Origin of the sequence: Pseudomonas luteola NBRC 103146 (assembly GCF_002091675.1) — a bacterium.
GTDB classification, from domain to species: domain Bacteria; phylum Pseudomonadota; class Gammaproteobacteria; order Pseudomonadales; family Pseudomonadaceae; genus Chryseomonas; species Chryseomonas luteola.
Window position 1 is genome coordinate 1 of sequence record NZ_BDAE01000037.1, and the last position, 20,585, is coordinate 20,585.

At 55.4% G+C, this 20,585-nt stretch carries 16 protein-coding genes; 7 read left to right on the forward strand and 9 right to left on the reverse strand.

The features are described from left to right. On the forward strand, positions 1-277 hold a 277-nt coding region (locus PLU01S_RS23010), incomplete at its 5' end, for an Hsp20 family protein (RefSeq protein ID WP_139803990.1). A 476-nt stretch (positions 278-753) separates the two neighbouring features. On the opposite strand, the gene PLU01S_RS23015 is transcribed toward PLU01S_RS23010, so the two are convergent. The 6 genes from PLU01S_RS23015 to PLU01S_RS23040 are packed head-to-tail and all read right to left on the reverse strand — an operon-like array spanning position 754 to position 7,609. Further along, positions 754-1,647 carry a hydroxymethylglutaryl-CoA lyase gene (locus PLU01S_RS23015; protein WP_074826460.1) on the reverse strand — a complete coding sequence of 298 codons (894 nt, stop codon included), beginning with the start codon at positions 1,645-1,647 and terminating at the stop codon, positions 754-756. Further along, the gene (locus tag PLU01S_RS23020) at positions 1,634-3,544 is read right to left on the reverse strand and encodes an acetyl/propionyl/methylcrotonyl-CoA carboxylase subunit alpha (protein WP_376748364.1); all 1,911 of its coding nucleotides are present in this window, start codon (positions 3,542-3,544) and stop codon (positions 1,634-1,636) included. Before PLU01S_RS23020 ends, PLU01S_RS23015 begins: the two co-directional genes overlap by 14 nt. Then, positions 3,541-4,341 carry an enoyl-CoA hydratase-related protein gene (locus PLU01S_RS23025; RefSeq protein WP_074826462.1) on the reverse strand — a complete coding sequence of 267 codons (801 nt, stop codon included), beginning with the start codon at positions 4,339-4,341 and terminating at the stop codon, positions 3,541-3,543. The genes PLU01S_RS23020 and PLU01S_RS23025 overlap by 4 nt, the downstream gene beginning before the upstream one ends. 11 nt (positions 4,342-4,352) lie before the next feature. Further along, the gene (locus PLU01S_RS23030; RefSeq protein ID WP_074826465.1) at positions 4,353-5,960 is read right to left on the reverse strand and encodes a carboxyl transferase domain-containing protein; all 1,608 of its coding nucleotides are present in this window, start codon (positions 5,958-5,960) and stop codon (positions 4,353-4,355) included. Between the two features lie 53 nt (positions 5,961-6,013). Beyond that, positions 6,014-7,177 carry an isovaleryl-CoA dehydrogenase gene (locus tag PLU01S_RS23035; RefSeq protein WP_074826468.1) on the reverse strand — a complete coding sequence of 388 codons (1,164 nt, stop codon included), beginning with the start codon at positions 7,175-7,177 and terminating at the stop codon, positions 6,014-6,016. Positions 7,178-7,222: 45 nt separating this feature from the next. Next, positions 7,223-7,609: a MerR family transcriptional regulator gene (locus tag PLU01S_RS23040; RefSeq protein ID WP_010798313.1), complete on the reverse strand. Its 387-nt coding sequence runs from the start codon at positions 7,607-7,609 to the stop codon at positions 7,223-7,225. A gap of 243 nt (positions 7,610-7,852) precedes the next feature. Between PLU01S_RS23040 and PLU01S_RS23045 the strand changes: the two genes are divergently transcribed. Further along, a complete protein-coding gene (locus PLU01S_RS23045) occupies positions 7,853-9,535 on the forward strand; it encodes an AMP-binding protein (protein WP_074826471.1) in 1,683 nt (560 codons plus the stop codon). 47 nt (positions 9,536-9,582) lie between these two features. On the opposite strand, the gene PLU01S_RS23050 is transcribed toward PLU01S_RS23045, so the two are convergent. Together PLU01S_RS23050 and PLU01S_RS23055 are read right to left on the reverse strand one after the other, a co-directional pair. Continuing rightward, entirely contained in the window at positions 9,583-10,002 is a 420-nt protein-coding gene (locus tag PLU01S_RS23050; protein ID WP_074826473.1) for a hypothetical protein, read from the reverse strand. A gap of 136 nt (positions 10,003-10,138) precedes the next feature. Further along, positions 10,139-13,714, reverse strand: coding sequence for an indolepyruvate ferredoxin oxidoreductase family protein (locus PLU01S_RS23055; protein ID WP_074826477.1), 3,576 nt, complete (start codon positions 13,712-13,714; stop codon positions 10,139-10,141). A gap of 130 nt (positions 13,715-13,844) precedes the next feature. On the opposite strand from PLU01S_RS23055, the gene PLU01S_RS23060 reads away from it, so the two are divergent. From PLU01S_RS23060 to PLU01S_RS23080, 5 genes are all read left to right on the forward strand, one after another. After that, positions 13,845-14,756: a LysR substrate-binding domain-containing protein gene (locus tag PLU01S_RS23060; RefSeq protein ID WP_074826480.1), complete on the forward strand. Its 912-nt coding sequence runs from the start codon at positions 13,845-13,847 to the stop codon at positions 14,754-14,756. Positions 14,757-14,840: 84 nt separating this feature from the next. Continuing rightward, on the forward strand, positions 14,841-15,884 hold the full coding sequence (gene mgrA, locus PLU01S_RS23065) for an L-glyceraldehyde 3-phosphate reductase (protein WP_019364171.1): 1,044 nt from the start codon (positions 14,841-14,843) through the stop codon (positions 15,882-15,884). Positions 15,885-15,933: 49 nt separating this feature from the next. Further along, positions 15,934-16,365 carry a thiol-disulfide oxidoreductase DCC family protein gene (locus PLU01S_RS23070; protein WP_074826482.1) on the forward strand — a complete coding sequence of 144 codons (432 nt, stop codon included), beginning with the start codon at positions 15,934-15,936 and terminating at the stop codon, positions 16,363-16,365. 241 nt (positions 16,366-16,606) lie between these two features. After that, positions 16,607-17,776, forward strand: a complete 1,170-nt coding sequence (locus PLU01S_RS23075) for a zinc-dependent alcohol dehydrogenase (RefSeq protein WP_074826486.1) — start codon at positions 16,607-16,609, stop codon at positions 17,774-17,776. An 11-nt stretch (positions 17,777-17,787) separates the two neighbouring features. Beyond that, on the forward strand, positions 17,788-18,342 hold the full coding sequence (locus tag PLU01S_RS23080; RefSeq protein WP_074826489.1) for a hypothetical protein: 555 nt from the start codon (positions 17,788-17,790) through the stop codon (positions 18,340-18,342). A gap of 47 nt (positions 18,343-18,389) precedes the next feature. Here the strand turns inward: PLU01S_RS23080 and PLU01S_RS23085 are convergent, their stop codons facing one another. Continuing rightward, a complete protein-coding gene (locus tag PLU01S_RS23085; protein ID WP_074826492.1) occupies positions 18,390-20,573 on the reverse strand; it encodes a putative bifunctional diguanylate cyclase/phosphodiesterase in 2,184 nt (727 codons plus the stop codon). Positions 20,574-20,585 lie beyond the last annotated feature (12 nt).

The following is a 20,585-nucleotide window of genomic DNA, read 5'->3' on the forward strand; positions in this document are numbered from 1 at the left end:
CGAAGTGGAGCGGGGCGTGTTGACCGTGAAGAGCGGCCGCCGTGAGAAGAGCGCCGACAGCGTGACCTACTTGCACCAAGGCATCGCCCAGTGTGCCTTCAAGCTGTCCTTCCGCCTGGCTGATCATATCGAGGTGAAAGGTGCGAGCTTGAAGAATGGCCTGCTCAACATCGATCTGGTACGTGAAGTACCGGAAGAGGCCAAGCCCAAGCGCATCGCTATCAACGGCCAGTTGAGTGCTGATGAAAAGCCTGCGCTGGAAGGCCAGATTGCCTAAGTACAGCGGCCATCAGATCCTAGAAAAGGGACGCCATGTGCGTCCCTTTTTGTAGTGCCTAAGTAATACCAGCCCATATAGTCTTTTCAAACACCTCCATAAAAAGCAAAAGCAGCAAGTCATCAGAAAAGACGCTACGTTAAGAAGCTGGCTTCATACAAACGTAGCTTTCATGCCAGGAGAAGAGGGGCATTACCAGCCGTAGAAATGAATCGCTGTCTAACCAAATATTTTCTCCAGTGCTCCAGCTTCATCTTTTCCTTCCAGATCAGCGGAGCGGGGCATTCGCGTCGGCATCGTAATCAGCGTTTCGAGCAGTAATCGAACGGTAGGAAATACGCCCAATGTATCCAGAGCTCTGGCATTGTTCCATGATGTTGATGCTTACCTTATGAAGCATGACCGGTAAAAGCGGGTACGTTGCATATGAACCGTTACGAGTACTTATAAAGTCTCGTAACGGTAGGGGAGGAGCGCTATTTAAAAGCCTTGGCGACTCGAGAGCCTGTATCGCGGCCTAGGACCTCACAGATTCGTTGACCTGCGGCAATCAGCCGAGAAAGATCTACTCCAGTCTGGATACCAAGGCCGTTGAGCATGTGGAGCACGTCCTCTGTGGCCACATTACCGCTTGCACCCGTTGCATAGGGACAGCCTCCCAGGCCGGCAACAGAGCTATCGACCACAGAGACACCCTCCAGCAGGGCAGCATAGATATTGGCCAATGCCTGGCCATAAGTGTCGTGGAAATGCACAGCCAGTCGATCATACGGAATCTCTTGGGAGAGCTTACCTATGAGCGTTCGTACAGCACCCGGTGTACCAATCCCTATCGTGTCACCCAATGAAATTTCACGGCATCCCATATCAATCAGTTCACGTGCAACTGATAAGACTTGATCAGGCGTAATGTCGCCCTCATAAGGACACCCCAGTACGCAGGAAACATACCCACGGACGCTAATCCCATGCTGCCGTGCAGCCTCCATTACAGGTTTAAACCGCTGCAGGCTCTCATTGATAGAGCAGTTGATATTACGTTGAGAAAAGCTCTCGGATGCTGCTGCAAAGATGGCTATTTCTTTCACACCTACATTCAAGGCAGCTTCGAAACCCATCATGTTAGGCGTCAAGGCACTATAGGTAATACCAGCCCTTTTAAAGATCTTCAAAAATAGATCAGAACTCCCTGCCATCTGCGGCACCCACCTGGGAGAAACAAAACTACCCACTTCGATGTAATCAAGGCCAGTGTCAGTCAAATCATTTACCAGCCGTACCTTGTCCTCCAGGCTAATCGGCTGTGTCTCATTCTGAAGGCCATCTCGTGGGCCTACCTCAACCAGACGAACACGCTCAGGCAGCATCATCAGCCTCCATTTCAACCAAGGTTGAACCCTCGCTGACCATGTCACCCTCATGGTAAAGGATGGCCTTGAGCATGCCTGGAGTCTGGGCCCGGATGGTATGTTCCATCTTCATGGCTTCCAGAACCACCAGCGGGGTGCCGGCTTCAACACGTTGACCTGGTTCTACCAGTATCCGCACAATGCTGCCATTCATAGGAGCGGTAAGCCCACCTGAGTGGGCCGTTTTATTGGTTGCGGCCTGTATGGGATCGAAGCGGGTAAGGGTGTGGGTTTCGCCTTGCCAATCCAGATAGAGGTTGTCGTCGCGGTGCTGCGCCTTGACCTTTCGATCTTTTCCATCCCAGACAACACGCTGTTTTTCTTCATTGCATATCAGCGTTACTGCCTGCCGATTCGGCAAGCCTGCTCGCCATCCGGGCAACGATGCCCAGGGAGCGCTGGGGTCATCAGCCCTTGCTACCGGAGGCTCACTGCCTAGCCAGCCTTGAACAGCTGCTTGCCAGAAATCATTGTTATGCTCTGCAGGGGCTGGCAGTAATTCATTCCGATACCGAGGAATGAAATCTGTATCCAGTTCAGCACGCGCGAAGGCGGGGTGAGCCAACACGCGCTTGAGAAAGGCCAGGTTGGTTCGCAGCCCACCTACCTGGGTATGCTCCAGCATGGCGAGCAGACGTTGTCTGGCTTCTTCGCGGTTCTCGCCCCAAGCGATGATCTTGGCCAGCATGGGATCGTAAAAGGGCGATACTGTATCACCCTCGGTTACACCACTATCGATGCGGCGACCTGGACCACTGGCGGGTTCCTGATAGAGATGCAAGGTACCGGTAGCGGGCAGGAAATCATTGCCAGGATCTTCTGCATACACGCGTACCTCAATAGCATGCCCTTCAAGCGGGACCTGATCCTGAGTGATGGGCAGGGCTTCACCTCGGGCGATGCGAATCTGCCAAGCAACAAGATCCAGTCCGGTGATAGCCTCTGTCACAGGATGCTCTACCTGTAAGCGCGTGTTCATCTCCATAAAGAAGAATTCGCCACGGTCGTCCAACAGAAACTCGACGGTACCGGCACCGACATAGCCGATCGCCTGTGCAGCCCGTACGGCAGCTTCTCCCATGGCTTTACGCAATGCAGGAGAAAGTCCGGGGGCAGGGGCTTCTTCTATGACTTTCTGATGGCGACGCTGAATCGAACAGTCGCGTTCGTTCAGATACAAGCAATGACCGTGCTGATCGGCAAAGACTTGTATTTCGACATGTCGAGGCTTGAGCACGTATTTTTCAACCAGCATGCGGGCGTCGCCAAAGGCAGATTGAGCTTCACGCTGCGCCGAGGCCAGGGCATCAGCCAGATCGGCCTCTCGCTCAACGATTTTCATGCCCTTGCCACCACCGCCGGCAGCCGCTTTCAGCAGAACGGGATAGCCGATCTGCTCGGCGGCCTGTCTGAATGTTTCTAGCGTCTGGTCCTCGCCATGATAGCCGGGAACCAGGGGCACGCCGGCGGTTTCCATCAGGGCCTTGGCGGCAGACTTGCTACCCATCGCCTCAATTGCGGAGGCGGGAGGGCCGAGAAAGAGCAGGCCTGCTTCTTCAATCGCTTGGGCAAAGGCTGCATTTTCGGAAAGAAAGCCATACCCCGGATGGATGGCCTGGGCACCGCTGTGCTTGGCCGCTGCAATAATCTTGTCGATACACAGATAGCTTTCGCCCGGTTTACTACCACCCAGGTTAACAGCCAGGTCTGCTTCGCGAACATGGCGGGCTGTAATGTCGATCTCGCTGTGCACGGCGACCGTTCGGATGCCTAGCGATTGGGCGGTACGCATGATACGACAGGCAATCTCGCCGCGATTGGCGATCAGGAGAGTGTCGAGAGGCTTTAACATGCTCATACGGAAGGCTCCTGCCAGCTGGGCATACGTTTTTCAAGAAAGGCGCTTAGCCCTTCCTGTGCTTCTGGACTTACCCGCATTGATGCAATGAAGTGCTGGGTATAACCTTTCAATGCATCATCCAGGTTTGCAGCCGTACCCACTTGGTGTAGCAAGCTCTTGCAGGCTTTAAGGGCTGCGGGGCTGTTGAGGAGCAGATTGTTTTTCCACTCATTGACGGCGGCTTCCAGCTGGTCAGCCGGGTAGGTCTCATTCAATAGTCCCAAGGCTTGCGCACGACCACTGGAAAAGCGCTCGGCTGTTAAGGCATAGCGGCGCGTGGCTCGCTCGCCAATAGCCCGGACGACATAAGGGCTGATCACTGCCGGAGCCAGACCGATGCGGACTTCAGAAAGACAGAACACAGCATCCTGCGAACCGATGGCCATGTCGCAACAGGCAATCAATCCAAGCGCTCCACCAAAGGCCGCTCCCTGCACGACCGCCAACGTAGGTTGGGGTAGGGCATGAAGTGTTTCCATTAAAAGACTTAGTCGTTGTGCATCGTCATGGTTTTCCTTGAGGCTCAAGGTGGCCGATGCCTGCATCCAGGCAAGGTCTGCTCCTGCGGAAAAGTGCCGTCCCTGTCCACGCAGAATCAGAAACCGGATGGCCTCATTAGAACCAATTGCTTCCAACGCGTGAATGAGCTCGGCAATCACCTCGGCATTGAACGCATTGTTTTTTTCCGGGCGGTTCAGCCACAAGGTGGCAACGCCGCGGCTGTCGATGTCAAGTTGCAAGGTCTGGTAAGTCATCGCGGGATTCCTTACATGCGGAACACGCCAAAGCGGGTCGGCTCAATAGGTGCGTTTAAAGAAGCGGAGATAGCCAGAGCTAGTACTTCACGCGTCTGGGCAGGATCGATCACGCCGTCATCCCATAATCGGGCGCTGGAATAGTAGGGGTGACCCTGACGGTCGTACTGCTCCAGGATCGGCTCTTTGATGGCCGCTTCCTCTTCCAGGCTGAGTGCTCCGCCTGTCCGCTCGGTCTGTTCCCGCTTGACCTGCACCAGTACACCGGCTGCCTGTTCGCCGCCCATTACCGCGATACGGGCGTTAGGCCACGTCCAGAGAAAGCGGGGATCATAGGCTCGGCCGCACATGCCGTAATTGCCCGCGCCAAAGCTGCCGCCAATGATCACGGTAAACTTGGGGACTTGTGCGCAGGCGACAGCGGTCACAAGCTTGGCCCCATGCTTGGCAATGCCGCCTGCTTCATATTTCTGGCCAACCATGAAGCCCGTGATGTTTTGAAGAAACACCAGTGGAATACCTCGCTGACAGGCCAGCTCGATGAAGTGCGCGCCTTTTTGCGCCGCCTCGGCAAACAGGATGCCGTTATTGGCCAGAACTGCTACGGGGTAGCCGTGTAAATGCGCAAAACCGCAGACCAGCGTAGGTCCGAACAGCGCCTTGAACTCATCGAATTCGCTACCATCAACCAGACGCGCAATCACTTCGCGAACGTCGTAGGGCTGTTTGGCATCTGCCGGGATAATCCCATAAAGCTCATCGGGTGAGTATTTAGGTGCTACAGGGGAGCGCATCTGTACCTGACCCTGTTTGCGCCAGTTCAAATGGCCAATACAGCGACGCGCCAGAGCAAGGGCATGCTCATCATTCTCGGCGTAGTAATCCGCCACGCCGGACACTTTGCAATGTACATCAGCGCCACCCAGTTCCTCAGCGGTCACTACCTCACCGGTAGCGGCTTTAACCAAGGGCGGACCGGCCAGAAAGATGGTGGCCTGGTTGCGAACCATGATGGTTTCGTCCGCCATGGCGGGCACATAGGCGCCACCGGCAGTACAAGAACCCATCACTACCGCAATCTGCGGAATGCCTTGGGCGCTCATGGTTGCCTGGTTGAAGAAAATTCGTCCGAAATGCTCGCGATCAGGAAAGACCTCATCCTGTCGGGGCAGGTTGGCACCGCCAGAATCCACAAGGTAGATGCATGGCAGTCGGTTCTCTTTGGCAATGGCTTGGGCACGCAGGTGCTTTTTGACGGTAAGGGGGTAATACGTCCCTCCCTTGACCGTCGCATCGTTGGCAATGATCATGCACTCCACGCCCTCGACTCGGCCAATACCGGCTACCACGCCAGCCGCCGGTACGTCCTCGCCATAAACCTCATGAGCGGCAAGTTGGGCAACCTCCAGAAAAGGCGAGTTGAGGTCGAGCAGGTGATCAATGCGGTCTCGTACTAGCAGTTTGCCGCGTGAGGTATGACGCTCCTGCGCCTTGGGTCCGCCGCCTTGCTGGATGTGGGCAAGCAGAGCGTGCAGGTTCGCCACCTGTGCCTGCATGGCGTCTTGATTGCGGATAAAGTCAGGCGAGCGGGGGTCGAGCTGACTGGTTAGAACGGTCATGGCGGATCTCGCTTCAGTGTTGTTGTTGGAATGTCCGCAGGATAAAAAGCGGGTTACATCGTTTCCTTGAACAACTCGCGCCCGATCAACATGCGCCGGATCTCGCTGGTCCCCGCACCAATTTCGTACAGCTTGGCATCGCGCAGGAGGCGGCCGGTCGGGAATTCGTTGATATAGCCATTGCCGCCCAGAATCTGGATAGCATCCAACGCCATCTGGGTTGCTCGCTCAGCCGTATAGAGAATGACGCCCGCGGCATCTTTGCGCGTGGTTTCCCCTCGATCACAGGCTTGGGTAACGGCATACAGGTATGCCCGGCTGGCATTGAGCTGCGTATACATGTCTGCCACCTTGCCCTGGATCAGCTGGAACTCGCCAATACTCTGGCCAAACTGCTTGCGGTCGTGAATGTAGGGGACAATGACATCCATGCAGGCTTGCATGATGCCGACAGGACCGCCGGAGAGTACGACACGTTCGTAATCCAGCCCGCTCATAAGTACCTTTACGCCGCCGTTCAGGGCGCCAAGGATGTTTTCTTCCGGCACCTCGACGCCATCGAAAAAGAGCTGGCAGGTATTGGAGCCCCGCATACCCAGCTTGTCGAACTTGTTGCTGCGGCTGAAGCCTTTCCAGTCACGTTCAACGATGAATGCTGTGATGCCGTGTGGTCCTTTATCCAGGTCAGTCTTGGCATAGATCACATAGGTATTGGCATCTGGTCCATTGGTAATCCAGGTTTTAGTGCCGTTGAGGATGTAGCGGTCACCCTGTTTCTCTGCACGCAGTTTCATGGAAACCACGTCAGAACCGGCATTCGGCTCGCTCATGGCCAGGGCGCCGACATGCTCACCTGATACCAGCTTGGGCAGATATCTGGCTTTCTGCTCAGGCGTCCCATTACGGTGGATTTGATTGACGCACAGGTTCGAATGCGCACCATAGGAGAGGGCGATAGAAGCCGAGCCTCGGCTGATTTCTTCCATGGCCACTACATGAGCCAGATACCCCAATGTCGAGCCGCCGTACTCTTCATTCACTGTGATACCCAGAAGACCCATGTCGCCAAATTTGCGCCAAAGGTCATGGGGAAACGTGTTCTCACGGTCAACGGCTTCTGCGCGGGGTGCGATTTCCGCTCTGACAAAGCTTTGCACCTGCTCGCGCAGCATGTCGATGGTTTCGCCGAGGCCAAAGTTGAGCGAGGGGTATGTCATGGGGTCACCTGTGATTGTTTTTGTCTGGTGGAAGCAAAAAGGGGATCAAGCCGTTGCGTTAGCCATCTCCAGCGCCGCACGACAGCGTTCTTCAGCCGTGTCCAGTTCGAGCTGCATCTGTTGAATATCCAGCAGCTGCTGTGCAAGCTGCTCGCGACGTTCCGCAATCTTGGTCAGCATGCTATTGAGCTGCTTCTGGTTACCTGAACTCGGGTCATACAATTCGATCAATTCCCGGCACTCCGCCAGCGAAAACCCGATTCGCTTACCCCGCAGAATCAACTTGAGCGTGACGCGATCCTTGGCCGAGTAGATGCGCTCCTGACCACGCCGCTCGGGCGTAAGCATGCCTTGCTCCTCATAGAAGCGAATGGTTCGGGTTGTAATGTCCAGCTCTCGGGCTAGATCGGAAATGCTGTAACTCGCCGTCATATGTAAACTCAACTGGATTACCTTTACGTTAACGTAAAGCTGGTCAGCGAAGCTGTCAACTCGCTTCGGTAACGTCTAGATGCAAATACCTCGCAAGCATGCCAGACACCTCTTCAGAAATTTGGCTGTGCTGGTTGGATACAACGACTTGGCATGCCCTTTACGTTAACGTAAAGATAACTAGGCTTTAGCGGTAGCCACATGAGTCAGCAGCTCCCACAACAATGACAAGAAGGGAAAGCCATGAACCAACCGAGCTATACCCAGGGCCGTCAAGACAAGCCCTTACTGGCCATGACGATTGGAGAGGCCTTTGATCTTACGGTAGCCCGTTACCCTGAGCGCGAAGCGCTAATTGTTCGTCACCATAATGTACGGCTGACCTGGCAGGCGTTGGCCAAGGAGGTAGAGCGTTGCGCCAGGGCCTTGGTAGCATTGGGTGTAGAGCAGGGGGACCGACTGGGTATCTGGGCACCAAACTGCATGGAATGGTGCGTCACGCAGTTTGCCAGCGCTAGAATCGGGGCCATTCTGGTCAATATCAACCCGGCATATCGGGTAGGTGAGCTGGAGTATGTGCTGAAGCAATCCGGCTGCCGTTGGCTGGTGTGCGCGCATATCTTCAAGACGTGCGACTACCACGCCATGTTGAACGAGCTTCTCCCTGATATTGAAAGCCAGCCCCCAGGGCGGGTGCGCTGTGTAAACCTTCCGGATCTGCACGGCATAATCACGCTGGGCGAAACGGCACCTGCCGGTTTCCTGCGTTGGAGTGATCTTTCCAATTTCGCCAAGCAAACGAGCACGGCTGATGTGCATGAGCGCAGCGCGCTACTTCAGTTCGATGACCCTATCAATATCCAGTACACCTCAGGCACCACAGGCTTTCCCAAGGGAGCCACTCTGAGTCATTACAACATTCTCAATAACGGCTACATGGTGGGAGAAAGCCTTGGGCTGACCGATCGGGATCGTCTGGTCATTCCCGTACCGCTGTATCACTGCTTCGGTATGGTCATGGGTAATCTAGGTTGCCTGACCCACGGTTCCACCATGATCTATCCAGCGCCATCTTTTGAGCCATTGGCAACATTGAGCGCTGTCTCGGAGGAGCAGGCCACCGTGCTCTATGGCGTTCCCACCATGTTTATCGCCGAACTTGATCATCCCGAACGTGTGCGTTTTGACTTGTCCTCCCTGCGCAGCGGCATCATGGCAGGATCGACATGCCCGATCGAAGTGATGCGCCGAGTCATAACCGAGATGCACATGAGCGAAGTGCAGATTGCCTATGGCATGACCGAGACCAGTCCGGTCTCCCTTCAGACCGGCCCGGACGATGAACTGGAGCGACGCGTTACCACCGTGGGCCGCAGTCAGCCCCATTTGGAAAGCAAGATCGTCGATGAGCAGGGCCGCATCGTTCCTCGTGGACAGATAGGCGAGTTATGTACACGCGGCTACAGCGTGATGCTGGGCTATTGGGAAAACCCAAAGGCCACATCCGACGTGCTGGACGGTGCCCGCTGGATGCATACGGGCGACCTTGCCTGCATGGACGAGCAGGGCTATGTGCAGATCGTGGGCCGCAGCAAGGACATGATCATTCGGGGTGGTGAAAACGTATATCCACGTGAAATCGAAGAGTTCCTATTCCGTCACCCGTCAGTGGCAGATGTTCAGGTGATTGGCATTCCTGACGACAAGTACGGTGAGGAGATCGTCGCCTGGGTCAAGTTGCATGACGGGCATAGCCCGCAGGAGGAGGTACTTCGCAACTTCTGCAAGGCCCACATCGCACACTTCAAGGTGCCGAAACATGTTCGCTTCGTAGACGAGTTTCCCATGACCGTAACGGGCAAGATTCAGAAATTTCGCATGCGGGAAATCATGATCGAGGAGCTGACGCAGCGAAAGGCATCGTAGTGCGTATCGCTCCCGCTGGTTATGATGTCAGCGGGAGCGACGAGGAATTACTTGTACTTGCTTTCGATCTTGCGCTTTTCCAGCGTGTATTGAGTCATGTCTATTTGACCCAGCTGAAGCTGGCTATCAAGCGCATTTAGGTCCTTGTCACGCTCAGCGTCGAGCTTGGCCTTGGTAGCCTGATAGTTGATGACCTTAGCTGTATCGTAGCCGCCAACCGGGTCCCAAATGATGGAAAGAGGCCAGAGCAGGAGATTCACGACCCCAAAGCCGTATTCTCGGGTATAGAAAGAACCTCCTCCCGGAAGAAGGCCAAGGCCTGCTGCAAGACCAGGACTCTTTTCTTGAACGACCAGGCCGCGTGCTTCGTACCGATCGAGCTCTGACTTCTGAAAACTGTTCAAGCCAGAGGCGCATCCATTTAATAATACGGCCATTCCGACAGCCGCAACTGCTTTACGATACATCACTAATCCTTTCAGGCATCCTTGATTCGCACCGTGCGAATTGTGATTAGGTTAACATTTTGCCGTGCTACTGATAAAGTCACCTGCTGCTTTGGGATGCGAGCGGCTCATCCCTGCAACCGCTCGATTCAACAGCTTACAGCTGGGTGGTACGAATGCGCTGCAGAGTCTCCTGTACCTCAGCGGCAGCGTCTACAAACGAGGCTTGTTGCCTCAAGCGGGCCAGCAGTTCGGCACGCTTGCGTTCGGCAGTGGCCAGATAACGCTCCTGCACCGGGCCGAACCCCCGGATGTCCAGCGGCAACTTGGCAAGCTCAACCGCAACGGAATAATTGTCAGGCGTCAGACGCTGCAGGATTTCATCCAGGTTGGCTTCGTATTCCCTAAGCGTCTTCAACTCTCGCTTGCGGTCTTCAGTGCGGGCAAAGGGGTCCAGCCAGGTATTGCGGATACCTTTCAGGCGCGCCAGCACGCTGAAGCCTTTCATCATCCACGGTCCGAACTGCTGCTTCTTCGGACCCTCACCAGCCTTGGATTTATTGAAGATAGGCGGAGCCAAATGGAAGTTGAGCGTGTAGTCTCCTTCAAACATCGAAGCAATCTTGCGTTGGAAGTCGCCATCGGTGTACAGACGCGCCACCTCGTATTCGTCCTTGATAGCCAGGACTTTGTAATAGGCGCGGGCAACCGCCTCGCTCAACTCTCCGGCTTGTCCCATCAGGGCAGTATCAGCCGCCTTGATCTTTTCAAGACGTGCGAGGTAGCGCTCGGCATAGGCGGTGTTCTGGTACGCCGTCAGGTCATCCACACGCCGCAGAATCACTTCTTCAAGGGTTTTGGATAACTGGTGAGATGCGATAACAACGGAGCCTTCCTTGACCTTCTGCTCGACCCGCGCCTGGTCAACGGCAGTTCGACGGCCCCAGATGAAGGCTTTTTTGTTCAGCTCGACGGCAGCGCCATTCATTTCGATCGCCTGGAATAGCGAGTCCTGGCTAACCGGCAGCCAACCTTTCTGATAGGCCACTCCCATCAAAAAGGTATTGGTTGCAATCGAGTCGCCCATCAGCGAAGTAGCGATACGGCTGGCATTGAGGAAAAAGGCACGATCCGTTCCTACGGCTTCGGCGATCTGAGCGGCCATGTCCGTAGACTGGAATTGAGGATCAGGATGGGTGTGAACATCGCCACTGTTTGCCTGATGGGCAAAGGTGCGAACAAAGTGGCTGGTTACGCTTTCCTGGCTGTTGACGAGCGCATGGGTGACGCCCTGGCGAAGCTTATCAAGCGTCTCGGCATTGGCACTGACGATGAGATCGCCACCTAACAACAGGTTGGTTTCACCTTCGGCAATGTGGGGTGCAAAGAGCTGCTCCTGCCGCTCGGCGATACGGACATGGGTCCACACTGCGCCACCTTTCTGCGCCAGCCCCGCCATGTCCAGCGTCAGCACTCCCTTGCTTTCAAGATAAGCCGCCATGCTCAGGAGGGCACCGATCGTGACGACTCCTGTACCGCCCACACCGGTTACCAGAATGCTGTAAGGCTCGCTGACCGAGGCCAGTACAGGCTCAGGCAGATCCCAGCTATCTGAAGGGTCTTCCGCCAGCGCCTTGGCCTTGCGCAGCTTTCCGCCTTCCACCGTGACAAAGCTCGGGCAGAAACCTGAAAGACAGCTGAAATCCTTGTTGCAAGCGGATTGGTCGATCTCGCGCTTGCGTCCGAACTCAGTCTCGACCGAAGCCACGGACATGCAATTGGACTTGCTGCTGCAATCACCGCAGTTTTCACACACGGCCTCGTTGATCACGACGCGACGAGCGGGATCAGGATAGGCACCACGCTTGCGGCGACGCCGCTTCTCGGCGGCACAGGTCTGGTCGTAGATGATGACGGATGCGCCCGGGTGCTCTCGCAGCTCAAGCTGCACAGCGTCCAGCTCGTCACGGTGTTTGACCGGTACATTCTCGGCAAGCCCTTTGACTGGCTTGTATTTATCCGGGTCATCCGTGACGACCACGATGCGCTCGATACCTTCAGCACGTAGCTGCTGAGAAATCTGCGGCACGGTCAAGGTACCGTCTACCGGCTGACCACCTGTCATGGCCACGGCATCGTTGTAGAGAATCTTGTAGGTAATCGGTACTTTCGCGGCGACCGATGCGCGAATGGCTAGAAGCCCTGAGTGGAAATAAGTCCCATCGCCCAGGTTCGCAAACACATGCTTTGTCTGAGTAAACGGTGCCTGTCCTACCCAGGCAACACCTTCACCACCCATCTGGCTGAATGTCTGGGTGTGCTCAGGGTAGATCCAGGTTGCCATGTAGTGACAACCGATCCCGGCCAGTGCGCGACTGCCTTCCGGGAGCTGAGTAGAAGTGTTGTGTGGACAGCCAGGGCAGTAATGGGGCATCCGCGCCATCTTGGTGACCAGTCCGCCTTTAGCCGCCAACTGAGCATCCAACACCGCCAGGCGCATCTGCAGCAGGCCATTGGATTGGCGTTGCAGGATGCGCTTGGCCACTGCACGGGCAATCTGCGCTGGGGTCAAGTCACTGGTGGCCGGGAGCAGCCAGTCCGTATGGGGCAGTGACCATTCGCCCTTGTCGTCAAACTTGCCCACGATGCGTGGACGGACATCCTCGCGCCAGTTGTACAGCTCTTCTTTGAGCTGGTATTCGATCAACTGGCGTTTTTCTTCCACCACGATGATTTCTTCCAGCCCGTCGGCAAAATGCCGAACGCCTTCGGCTTCCAGGGGCCAGACCATGCCCACCTTGTACACGCGCAAGCCGATCTGCCGGGCCATGTCTTCGTCGATACCTAGAATCTTCAGGGCTTGGCAGACTTCCAGATACGATTTGCCTGACGTGATGATACCGATGCGGGCGTTGGGAGAATCATGGGTGATGCGGTCGAGCCCGTTGGCCCGCGCATAGGCGAGGGCGGCATAGAGCTTATGCTCCAGCAAGCGCTTCTCTTGCACCAGTGGCGGATCGGGCCAGCGGATGTTGAGACCATCCGCCGGGAGCTCATAGGTAGGCACCTTGGGCTGTACACGAAGCGGGTCGACATCGACCACCGCGCCACTTTCCACGGTTTCCGAAATGGCTTTCATGGCCACCCAACAGCCTGAATAGCGGGACATGGCCCAGCCATGCAAACCAAAATCGAGGTATTCCTGCACCCCGGAGGGAGACAATACCGGCATCATCACGGCCTTGAAGATGTGCTCGGTCTGATGAGGCAGGGTGGAAGAACGAGCGCCATGGTCGTCACCAGCGATAACCAGCACGCCGCCAAAGCGTGAAGAGCCTGCAGCGTTAGCGTGGCGAAAGACATCGCCACAGCGGTCAACGCCTGGGCCTTTGCCATACCACATGCCAAACACGCCGTCGTATTGCGCACCCTGGAAGAGGTTGACCTGCTGTGATCCCCAGACGGCCGTAGCGGCCAGGTCTTCGTTCAGGCCGGGCTGAAAGACAACGTGATGCTGTTTGAGATGGCTCTGAGCCTTCCATAAAGCCTGGTCCAGGCCGCCCAGTGGCGAGCCACGGTAGCCCGAGATGAACCCAGCAGTATTCAAACCTGCTGCAAGATCACGTTGCCGTTGCATCAAGGGTAGGCGAACGAGCGCCTGGATACCGGTTAGCAGGATGCGCCCGCTTTCCAACGTGTACTTTTCATCCAACGTCTTGTTGGCTGCACTCATTCGCTATTCCTCGATTTATTGTTTTTGTCATCAGGATCGGGGCGAGCGAAGCCCCATTTGCTTTTGAGTGTAGGAAGGGGTACAGGTAACGTAAAATTCTAAAAACCGCACTCAGGTATTCGAAAATCAGATGGCCAGCTCCAAAGATATTTCGATGCGTCAACTACGCTACTTTGTGGCGGCTGCCACCACGGGCCGTTTCTCCAAGGCGGCATTGGATGTCCATGTTTCCCAGTCCGCGATTACCTCAGCAGTGGCTCAACTGGAGGAAAATCTGGGGGTCAATCTGTTTGAGCGACAGCCCTACGGGGTTGCTCTGACAGCAGAGGGGCACCGGTTCCTGCAGCATGCCCGGCACATTCTCGATACGCTGAACGATGCACTCAAGGAACCCCTATTTTTGAGTCATACCCAGGAGGGAGTGGTGCGCGTAGGAGCCACCTACGCAGTGCTTGGGTATTTTCTGCCCAGCCTGCTGGCTCGCTTCAAGCGCAGCTATCCACAAGTGGATATTGATCTAGTGGACATGGATCGGCCCAGCATCGAGCAGGCTGTTCTGGAAGGACGCCTGGATCTTGGCCTGATCATTGTGTCCAACAGCGAGGCCATTGACCGTTTCGAGCATTATGTTCTGATTCGATCACGGCGCCAGCTCTGGCTGGCCAGTCATCACCCACTGATGACCAAACCCGACATTACCCTCAAGGATGTGGCCGAGCATGCCTATATCCTCGGGACGGTCGAAGAGGGCGAAGCCTCGACCCAGCGCTATTGGCAGGCACGCGGTCTGGAACCAAGGGTCGCGTTTCGAACATCCTCCATGGAATCTGTACGTGGCCTGGTTGCCCATGGATTTGGCGTGACTATCCTATCGGACATGGTGTTTCGTACCTGGTCGCTTGAAGGCAAGAAGATCGAGGTCCGCCCGCTCAATGATGCCGTTCCGCCTATGGAGCTCGGGCTGATCTGGAGGCCGGATACCGAACTGCCGACGGCGGCAGAAGCCTTTCGACAATTTCTCATTCAAGCCTGCGGAATGTAGAAGCAGCTTTTGCTGAATGGTCAAGTTGTCGTATAACCGTTGCAGACCTAAGCATAAGCACAACAGAGAAGAGAGGAGAACGCCTTGAGCTATACGGCCGCCATCAACCGATACGAATCCATGCCTTACCGCCGGGTAGGCAAGAGTGGTCTGGTCCTGCCTGCACTGTCCCTGGGCTTGTGGCACAACTTCGGTGACACCACACCGATTGAAAACCAGCGGGCCCTGTTGCGTACTGCGTTCGACTTTGGCATCAACCATTTCGATCTTGCCAATAACTATGGCCCCCCCTACGGCAGCGCCGAAACCAACTTCGGCCGAATCCTGCGGGAAGACTTCAAGCTCTATCGGGACGAGCTGATCATTTCCAGCAAAGCCGGCTGGGACATGTGGCCAGGGCCTTATGGACAGGGCGGCGGCTCACGCAAGTACGTCCTGGCAAGCCTTGATCAGAGCCTGAAGCGTATGGGGCTGGATTACGTCGACATCTTTTACTCCCACCGCTTCGATGCCAACACACCACTTGAGGAAACCGCCAGTGCATTGGCTACGGCCGTGCAGCAGGGTAAGGCTCTATACATTGGCATATCATCCTATTCGGCTGGCAAGACACGCGAGATGGCGGCGCTGCTCAAGGAGTGGAAGGTTCCTCTTCTCATCCATCAGCCTTCCTACAACCTGTTCAATCGCTGGATCGAAAAAGACCTGCTGGACGCAACTGATGAGGTCGGTGCAGGCGTCATCGCATTTACACCGTTGGCCCAAGGCTTGCTGACCGGCAAATACCTCAATGGCGTACCGGAGGATGCACGGGTGAACCGCCCCGGCGGTGCCTCCTTGCGACCGGAGCACCTGTCCGATGACAACATCGCACGGGCGCGCGCACTGAACGAGATTGCCCAGCGTCGCGGTCAGAGTCTGGCTCAGCTTGCCCTGGCTTGGACGCTACGCGATCCGCGTGTCACCTCGGCTCTGATTGGGGCGAGTCGTCCGGAACAGTTGCAGGAAAATATCGGAGCCTTGAGCAATCTGTCCTTTAGCGCGGAGGAGCTGGCAGAAATCGATAAGTATGCAGTTGAAGGGGGAATCAATCTGTGGGAAAAACCCTCTACCGATAGCCCTATCTGATCGAGTGAAAGGGTATGGCCTCTTCAGGTCGTACCCTTTGGAGAAGTATATGCAACCCGCGTGGCCGCTCACCTTGTTTTACGATGGCGACTGTCCGCTGTGTGCCCGTGAGATTCGACATCTACGTCGACATGCTGACCCTGCACGTCTTTTATTTACAGACGTAGCTGATCCAACCTTCGAGGCACCGGCACCTGGCATGTCATCACAGCAATTCAGGGATCTGTTGCACGCCCGATTTGCCGACGGGCAATGGGTCAAGGGGCTGGATGCAACCTATTGGAGTTGGCGAGCGGCAGGGCTTGGCCGTTGGGCAGCACCTCTTGCCTGGAAGCCGCTGCGGCCGTTGTTTGATTTGGGTTATCGCCTGTTTTTGCGCGCTCGCCCGCAACTGGCCTGGATTCCTCATCCGGAAGGCTCCAGACGCTGTAAGGATGATCAATGTACGCTTCCTGAGAAACCGAACGCTACCCGCGATTAGTAGTTCTAACAGTAACCCTATAAGGTTTCTTAAAAGGGAATGACCAGCAGGTCATCTTTATTCCTTACCGTTTGGTTTGAGGATCCGAGCAATCTTTGAACTTTTCCTATGCGTTCTGATGTCCCAATAGCATCACTGCCAAGGGAGTGGCCTTATTCATACAGCCCGCCCATGTCCCAGACAGGAGGGACCTTCACGCTGTTGGTGACGGGACTTTTCAACCAACGTTGGAAGAACGCGCATGAAAGCACTCTGTTGGCACGGGAAAAACGATATCCGCTACGACACCGTTCCGGACCCCAAGATCGAACACCCACGCGACGCTATTATTAAGACAACGAGCTGCGCCATTTGCGGCTCCGACCTTCACCTCTATGACCATTTCATTCCCGGCATGGAGTGCGGCGATGTCATGGGTCATGAGTTCATGGGAGAGGTGGTTGAGGTCGGCTCGGAAAACAAAGAGCTAAAGGTAGGCGATCGCATCGTCGTGCCATTCACCATTACCTGTGGCGAATGCGAGCAATGCAAACGCGGTAATTTCTCTGTCTGCGAGCGCTCGAATCGCCGTAAGGACTTGGGTGACAAAGTGTTTGGTCACTCCACAGCAGGCCTTTTTGGTTACTCGCACCTAACCGGCGGTTACGCAGGCGGGCAGGCCGAGTACGTACGTGTTCCGTTTGCAGATTCTACCCATGTAAAGGTTCCAAGCACGCTTACGGACGAACAGGTACTGTTCTTGGGCGATATTTTCCCCACGGGTTGGCAAGCTGCGGTGCAATGTGACATTCAGCCTACTGATACCGTAGCGGTCTGGGGGGCGGGTCCGGTGGGTCAGTTTTGTGTGCGCAGCGCCATACTGCTGGGCGCCAAGCAGGTCGTGATGATCGATAACGTGCCTGAACGACTGCTTATGGCAGAAGCGGGCGGGGCGATAACCATCAACTTCGACAAGGAGAGCGTGGTTGAGCGTCTGAACGAGCTTACCCGCGGTAAGGGTCCTGAAAAATGCATTGATGCCGTAGGCCTTGAGTCCCATGCGACGCGGTCACTGGATGCCGTTTATGATCGGGTCAAGCAGGCGACCATGATGGAGAGTGATCGTCCTCATGTATTACGCGAGATGATCTATGTCTGTCGCCCGGCGGGCATTTTATCTATCCCGGGCGTTTACGGCGGATTGGTCGATAAGATTCCCATGGGGGCGCTCATGAATAAGGGGCTTACCATGCGCACCGGGCAAACGCATGTCAAACGTTGGACGGATGACCTGCTGCGCCGTATCGATGACGGACAGATCGACCCCTCATTCGTGATTACCCATACGGTAAGTCTCGACCAGGGCCCGGAAATGTATAAGACCTTCCGGGACAAACTCGACAACTGCGTCAAGGTTGTTCTGAAACCTTGAGGGAGACGGCTATGACCATGCTTGAGAAATTTTCATCCCCCCAGCGATCACTAGGCGCTTCAGACAAGCTGGCCCGTGGCCTCGGCTTTTACAGCCTGGGTCTTGGTCTCCTGGAGTTGGCTGCTCCACGGCTACTGACCCGCGCCTTGGGTATGGAAGGGTCGGAGAATATTGTTCGTGCCTATGGGGTGCGTGAGATTGTCAGTGGTGTCGGCGCGCTGAGTGACAATCCTGCACCTGCGCTCTGGAGCCGTGTAGCGGGTGATGCCCTGGATCTGGCTACACTGGCGACCGGTCTGAATGCCGATAATCCCAAGCGGGGAAACGTGAAAATCGCGATGGCTGTTGTGTTGGCTACCGCGTTGGTCGATGTCATGGCAACACGGGGCATCACGGAGCGCCACCATCGTCCACGACACATGCCTATACGTGATTACAGCAATCGATCCGGCTTTCCAAAGTCAATAAGCAACATGCGTGGTGCCGCAAGCGACTTTGAAACACCGGCTGATATGCGAGCCGATATCGGTAACGGTTATGCACGTGCAGATACTGGCCGCGCGTAGTCAGAAACCAGCAAGACAAGGCCTGCTTTTAAGCAGGCCTTGTCATTTCAGGCGAGGTGAGAATGAGAAAATGCGTTGTTGTTGCCTATCTCATCAAGCAAGAACGCCTGAAGTTTTTCGAAGGGAAGAGGGCGACTGGGTAGAAACCCCTGGGCAAGGTCGCACTGGTTATCGATCAGAAAGGTAATCTGTTGCTGGGTTTCCACGCCTTCGGCAATGACTTTCAGATGCAGCTTGTGTCCCATGGCGATGATGGCTTCCGCCAGGTCAAGGTCCCGCGCATTGTTGGGAATATCCTGAATGAACGAGCGGTCCACCTTGATAGCATCCAAGGGAAGCTGGCTCAGATACGCCAGTGATGAGTAACCTGTACCAAAGTCGTCAATGGACAACCGCACGCCAAGCTCACGCAACTGCCTTAGCTGCCCGATAACCTGGTCAATGTTGGCCATTAGCGCATTTTCGGTTACTTCAAGTTCGAGAAACTGGGGCTCCAGGCGTGCCTGACTCAAGGCTTCCTGAACGTTGGATACGAGCGTTTCACGCTCCAGGCTGCGTACACAGCAGTTGACCGCAACTCCAATCTTGAAGCCTTGCCGATGCAGTTTCTTGATATCACGACAGGCTCGGCGAATCACCCAACGGTCAATATCAGCAATAAACCCGTTTGCTGTCGCAATGTCGATAAAGTTACCGGGCAGCAGCAGGCCTTGTTCGGGGTGCTGCCAGCGCACCAATGCCTCTACATGGCAAACCTTGCCGCTACTCAAGTCAAAGACGGGCTGGTAATACACGGTCAGATTATTACGACTTAATGCCTGTCGCAGTTCTTCCTCCATTTTTAGCTCAAGTGACGCTTTGCTCCTGAGCTGTTCCTGAAAGAAATACAGCATGTTGCGACCATTAGCCTTGGATTTATACAAGGCCAGATCGGCATGCTTCATGAGATCTTCACCGGTCGTTGCATCTTGCGGGAATAGGCTGGCCCCAATGGATGTGGTTATGACCATTTTTCGACCGGCCAGGATAATGGGCTCTTTCATCTTTTGCAGGATGCGGCGCCCCAACAGCTCGGCCTCATAATTCTCTTCAACGTTGGCAAGAATGCAAAATTCATCACCGCCCAGGCGTGCGATCAGGTCTCGCTCACGCAAGGCACTTTTCAGGCGCTGAGCCACAACACGCAACAACTCATCACCGGCATCATGACCTAATGAATCATTGATCCGCTTGAAGTTATCCAGATCCAGAAACAGCAGGGCCATGGAAGTGCCTTGGGCCACGTGTTCATCCAGCCGCATCTGGATTTCCTTGTTGAAGGAATAGCGATTGTGCAGGCCTGTAAGGGCATCGAAATGAGCGACGTTATGGAGTGAAGCCTGTGTGCTATCGAGTTCGTGGAGCAGGGCGTTGACCCGTTCAAGATCTCGACGCTGGCTTTCCAGCTTCTTTCCTGCCCATACCGCAACCAGGCTGCAGCTGATAATAATCAGCGAAATAAAAGCCGTCGCTATACCTAGATAAGGTGAGTGATTGTCAACGTGCGCACCAGCGTCAAACGTCGAGCCGGCGGGGAGGGTAAAGGTAACGGCCGCCATACCACTGAAATGCATAGAGATAATACCTGCACCCAGCGCCAGACTCGCCGCCAGTTTCAACTTGAGCGGAGCAGGGTTGTTCGGCTGGCGTAGCTTCAAGATCAACATCATTGACCCGAGGCTGGCCAACATCGACACCACAATAGAAAGCACGAATAACCAAGGGTCATAGTAGGCCGTTGCAGCAGATTGCATGGCGGCCATACCAATGTAATGCATGGCTGTAACCCCCAGGCCAATACTGATCGCCGCGCCGATATATTGCCTGACGGTAAGAGCAGGGCGACCAATCATGACCATGGCCAGCAAGGACGCCATGATAGCAATGACCAGCGAAAGGGCCGTGAGGCGATGGTCGTAATACACTGGAATCGGCATGACGAACGCCATCATGGCAAGGAAGTGCATCGACCAGATACCGCCGCCCAAACAAAAGGCACCGATCCAGCGCCACAGCATACGCGTTCGGCGATCATCCGCGACCGCAACATCAGCAAGGCTCAGCGCGGTATAACCGGCAGCAGTTGCAATCAGATAGGAAAAGACAACCAATAGAAAAGTGTGGCTATGCTCGACAGGCGAAAGGCCGGATTGCTGAAGATCTGTGAGAAAATGAATACCTAACCAGTCCACGGCGAGCCACCT

Excerpts from the sequence above, each read along its gene's own strand:
- PLU01S_RS23035 (WP_074826468.1), bottom strand. The coding sequence starts at position 7,177 with ATGACATACCCCTCGCTCAACTTTGGCCTCGGCGAAACCATCGACATG.
- PLU01S_RS23045 (WP_074826471.1), top strand. The coding sequence starts at position 7,853 with ATGAACCAACCGAGCTATACCCAGGGCCGTCAAGACAAGCCCTTACTG.
- PLU01S_RS23060 (WP_074826480.1), top strand. The coding sequence starts at position 13,845 with ATGGCCAGCTCCAAAGATATTTCGATGCGTCAACTACGCTACTTTGTG.
- PLU01S_RS23030 (WP_074826465.1), bottom strand. The coding sequence starts at position 5,960 with ATGACCGTTCTAACCAGTCAGCTCGACCCCCGCTCGCCTGACTTTATC.
- PLU01S_RS23015 (WP_074826460.1), bottom strand. The coding sequence starts at position 1,647 with ATGATGCTGCCTGAGCGTGTTCGTCTGGTTGAGGTAGGCCCACGAGAT.
- PLU01S_RS23070 (WP_074826482.1), top strand. The coding sequence starts at position 15,934 with ATGCAACCCGCGTGGCCGCTCACCTTGTTTTACGATGGCGACTGTCCG.
- PLU01S_RS23050 (WP_074826473.1), bottom strand. The coding sequence starts at position 10,002 with ATGTATCGTAAAGCAGTTGCGGCTGTCGGAATGGCCGTATTATTAAAT.
- PLU01S_RS23040 (WP_010798313.1), bottom strand. The coding sequence starts at position 7,609 with ATGACGGCGAGTTACAGCATTTCCGATCTAGCCCGAGAGCTGGACATT.
- PLU01S_RS23080 (WP_074826489.1), top strand. The coding sequence starts at position 17,788 with ATGACCATGCTTGAGAAATTTTCATCCCCCCAGCGATCACTAGGCGCT.
- PLU01S_RS23025 (WP_074826462.1), bottom strand. The coding sequence starts at position 4,341 with ATGACTTACCAGACCTTGCAACTTGACATCGACAGCCGCGGCGTTGCC.
- PLU01S_RS23075 (WP_074826486.1), top strand. The coding sequence starts at position 16,607 with ATGAAAGCACTCTGTTGGCACGGGAAAAACGATATCCGCTACGACACC.
- PLU01S_RS23020 (WP_376748364.1), bottom strand. The coding sequence starts at position 3,544 with ATGAGCATGTTAAAGCCTCTCGACACTCTCCTGATCGCCAATCGCGGC.
- PLU01S_RS23055 (WP_074826477.1), bottom strand. The coding sequence starts at position 13,714 with ATGAGTGCAGCCAACAAGACGTTGGATGAAAAGTACACGTTGGAAAGC.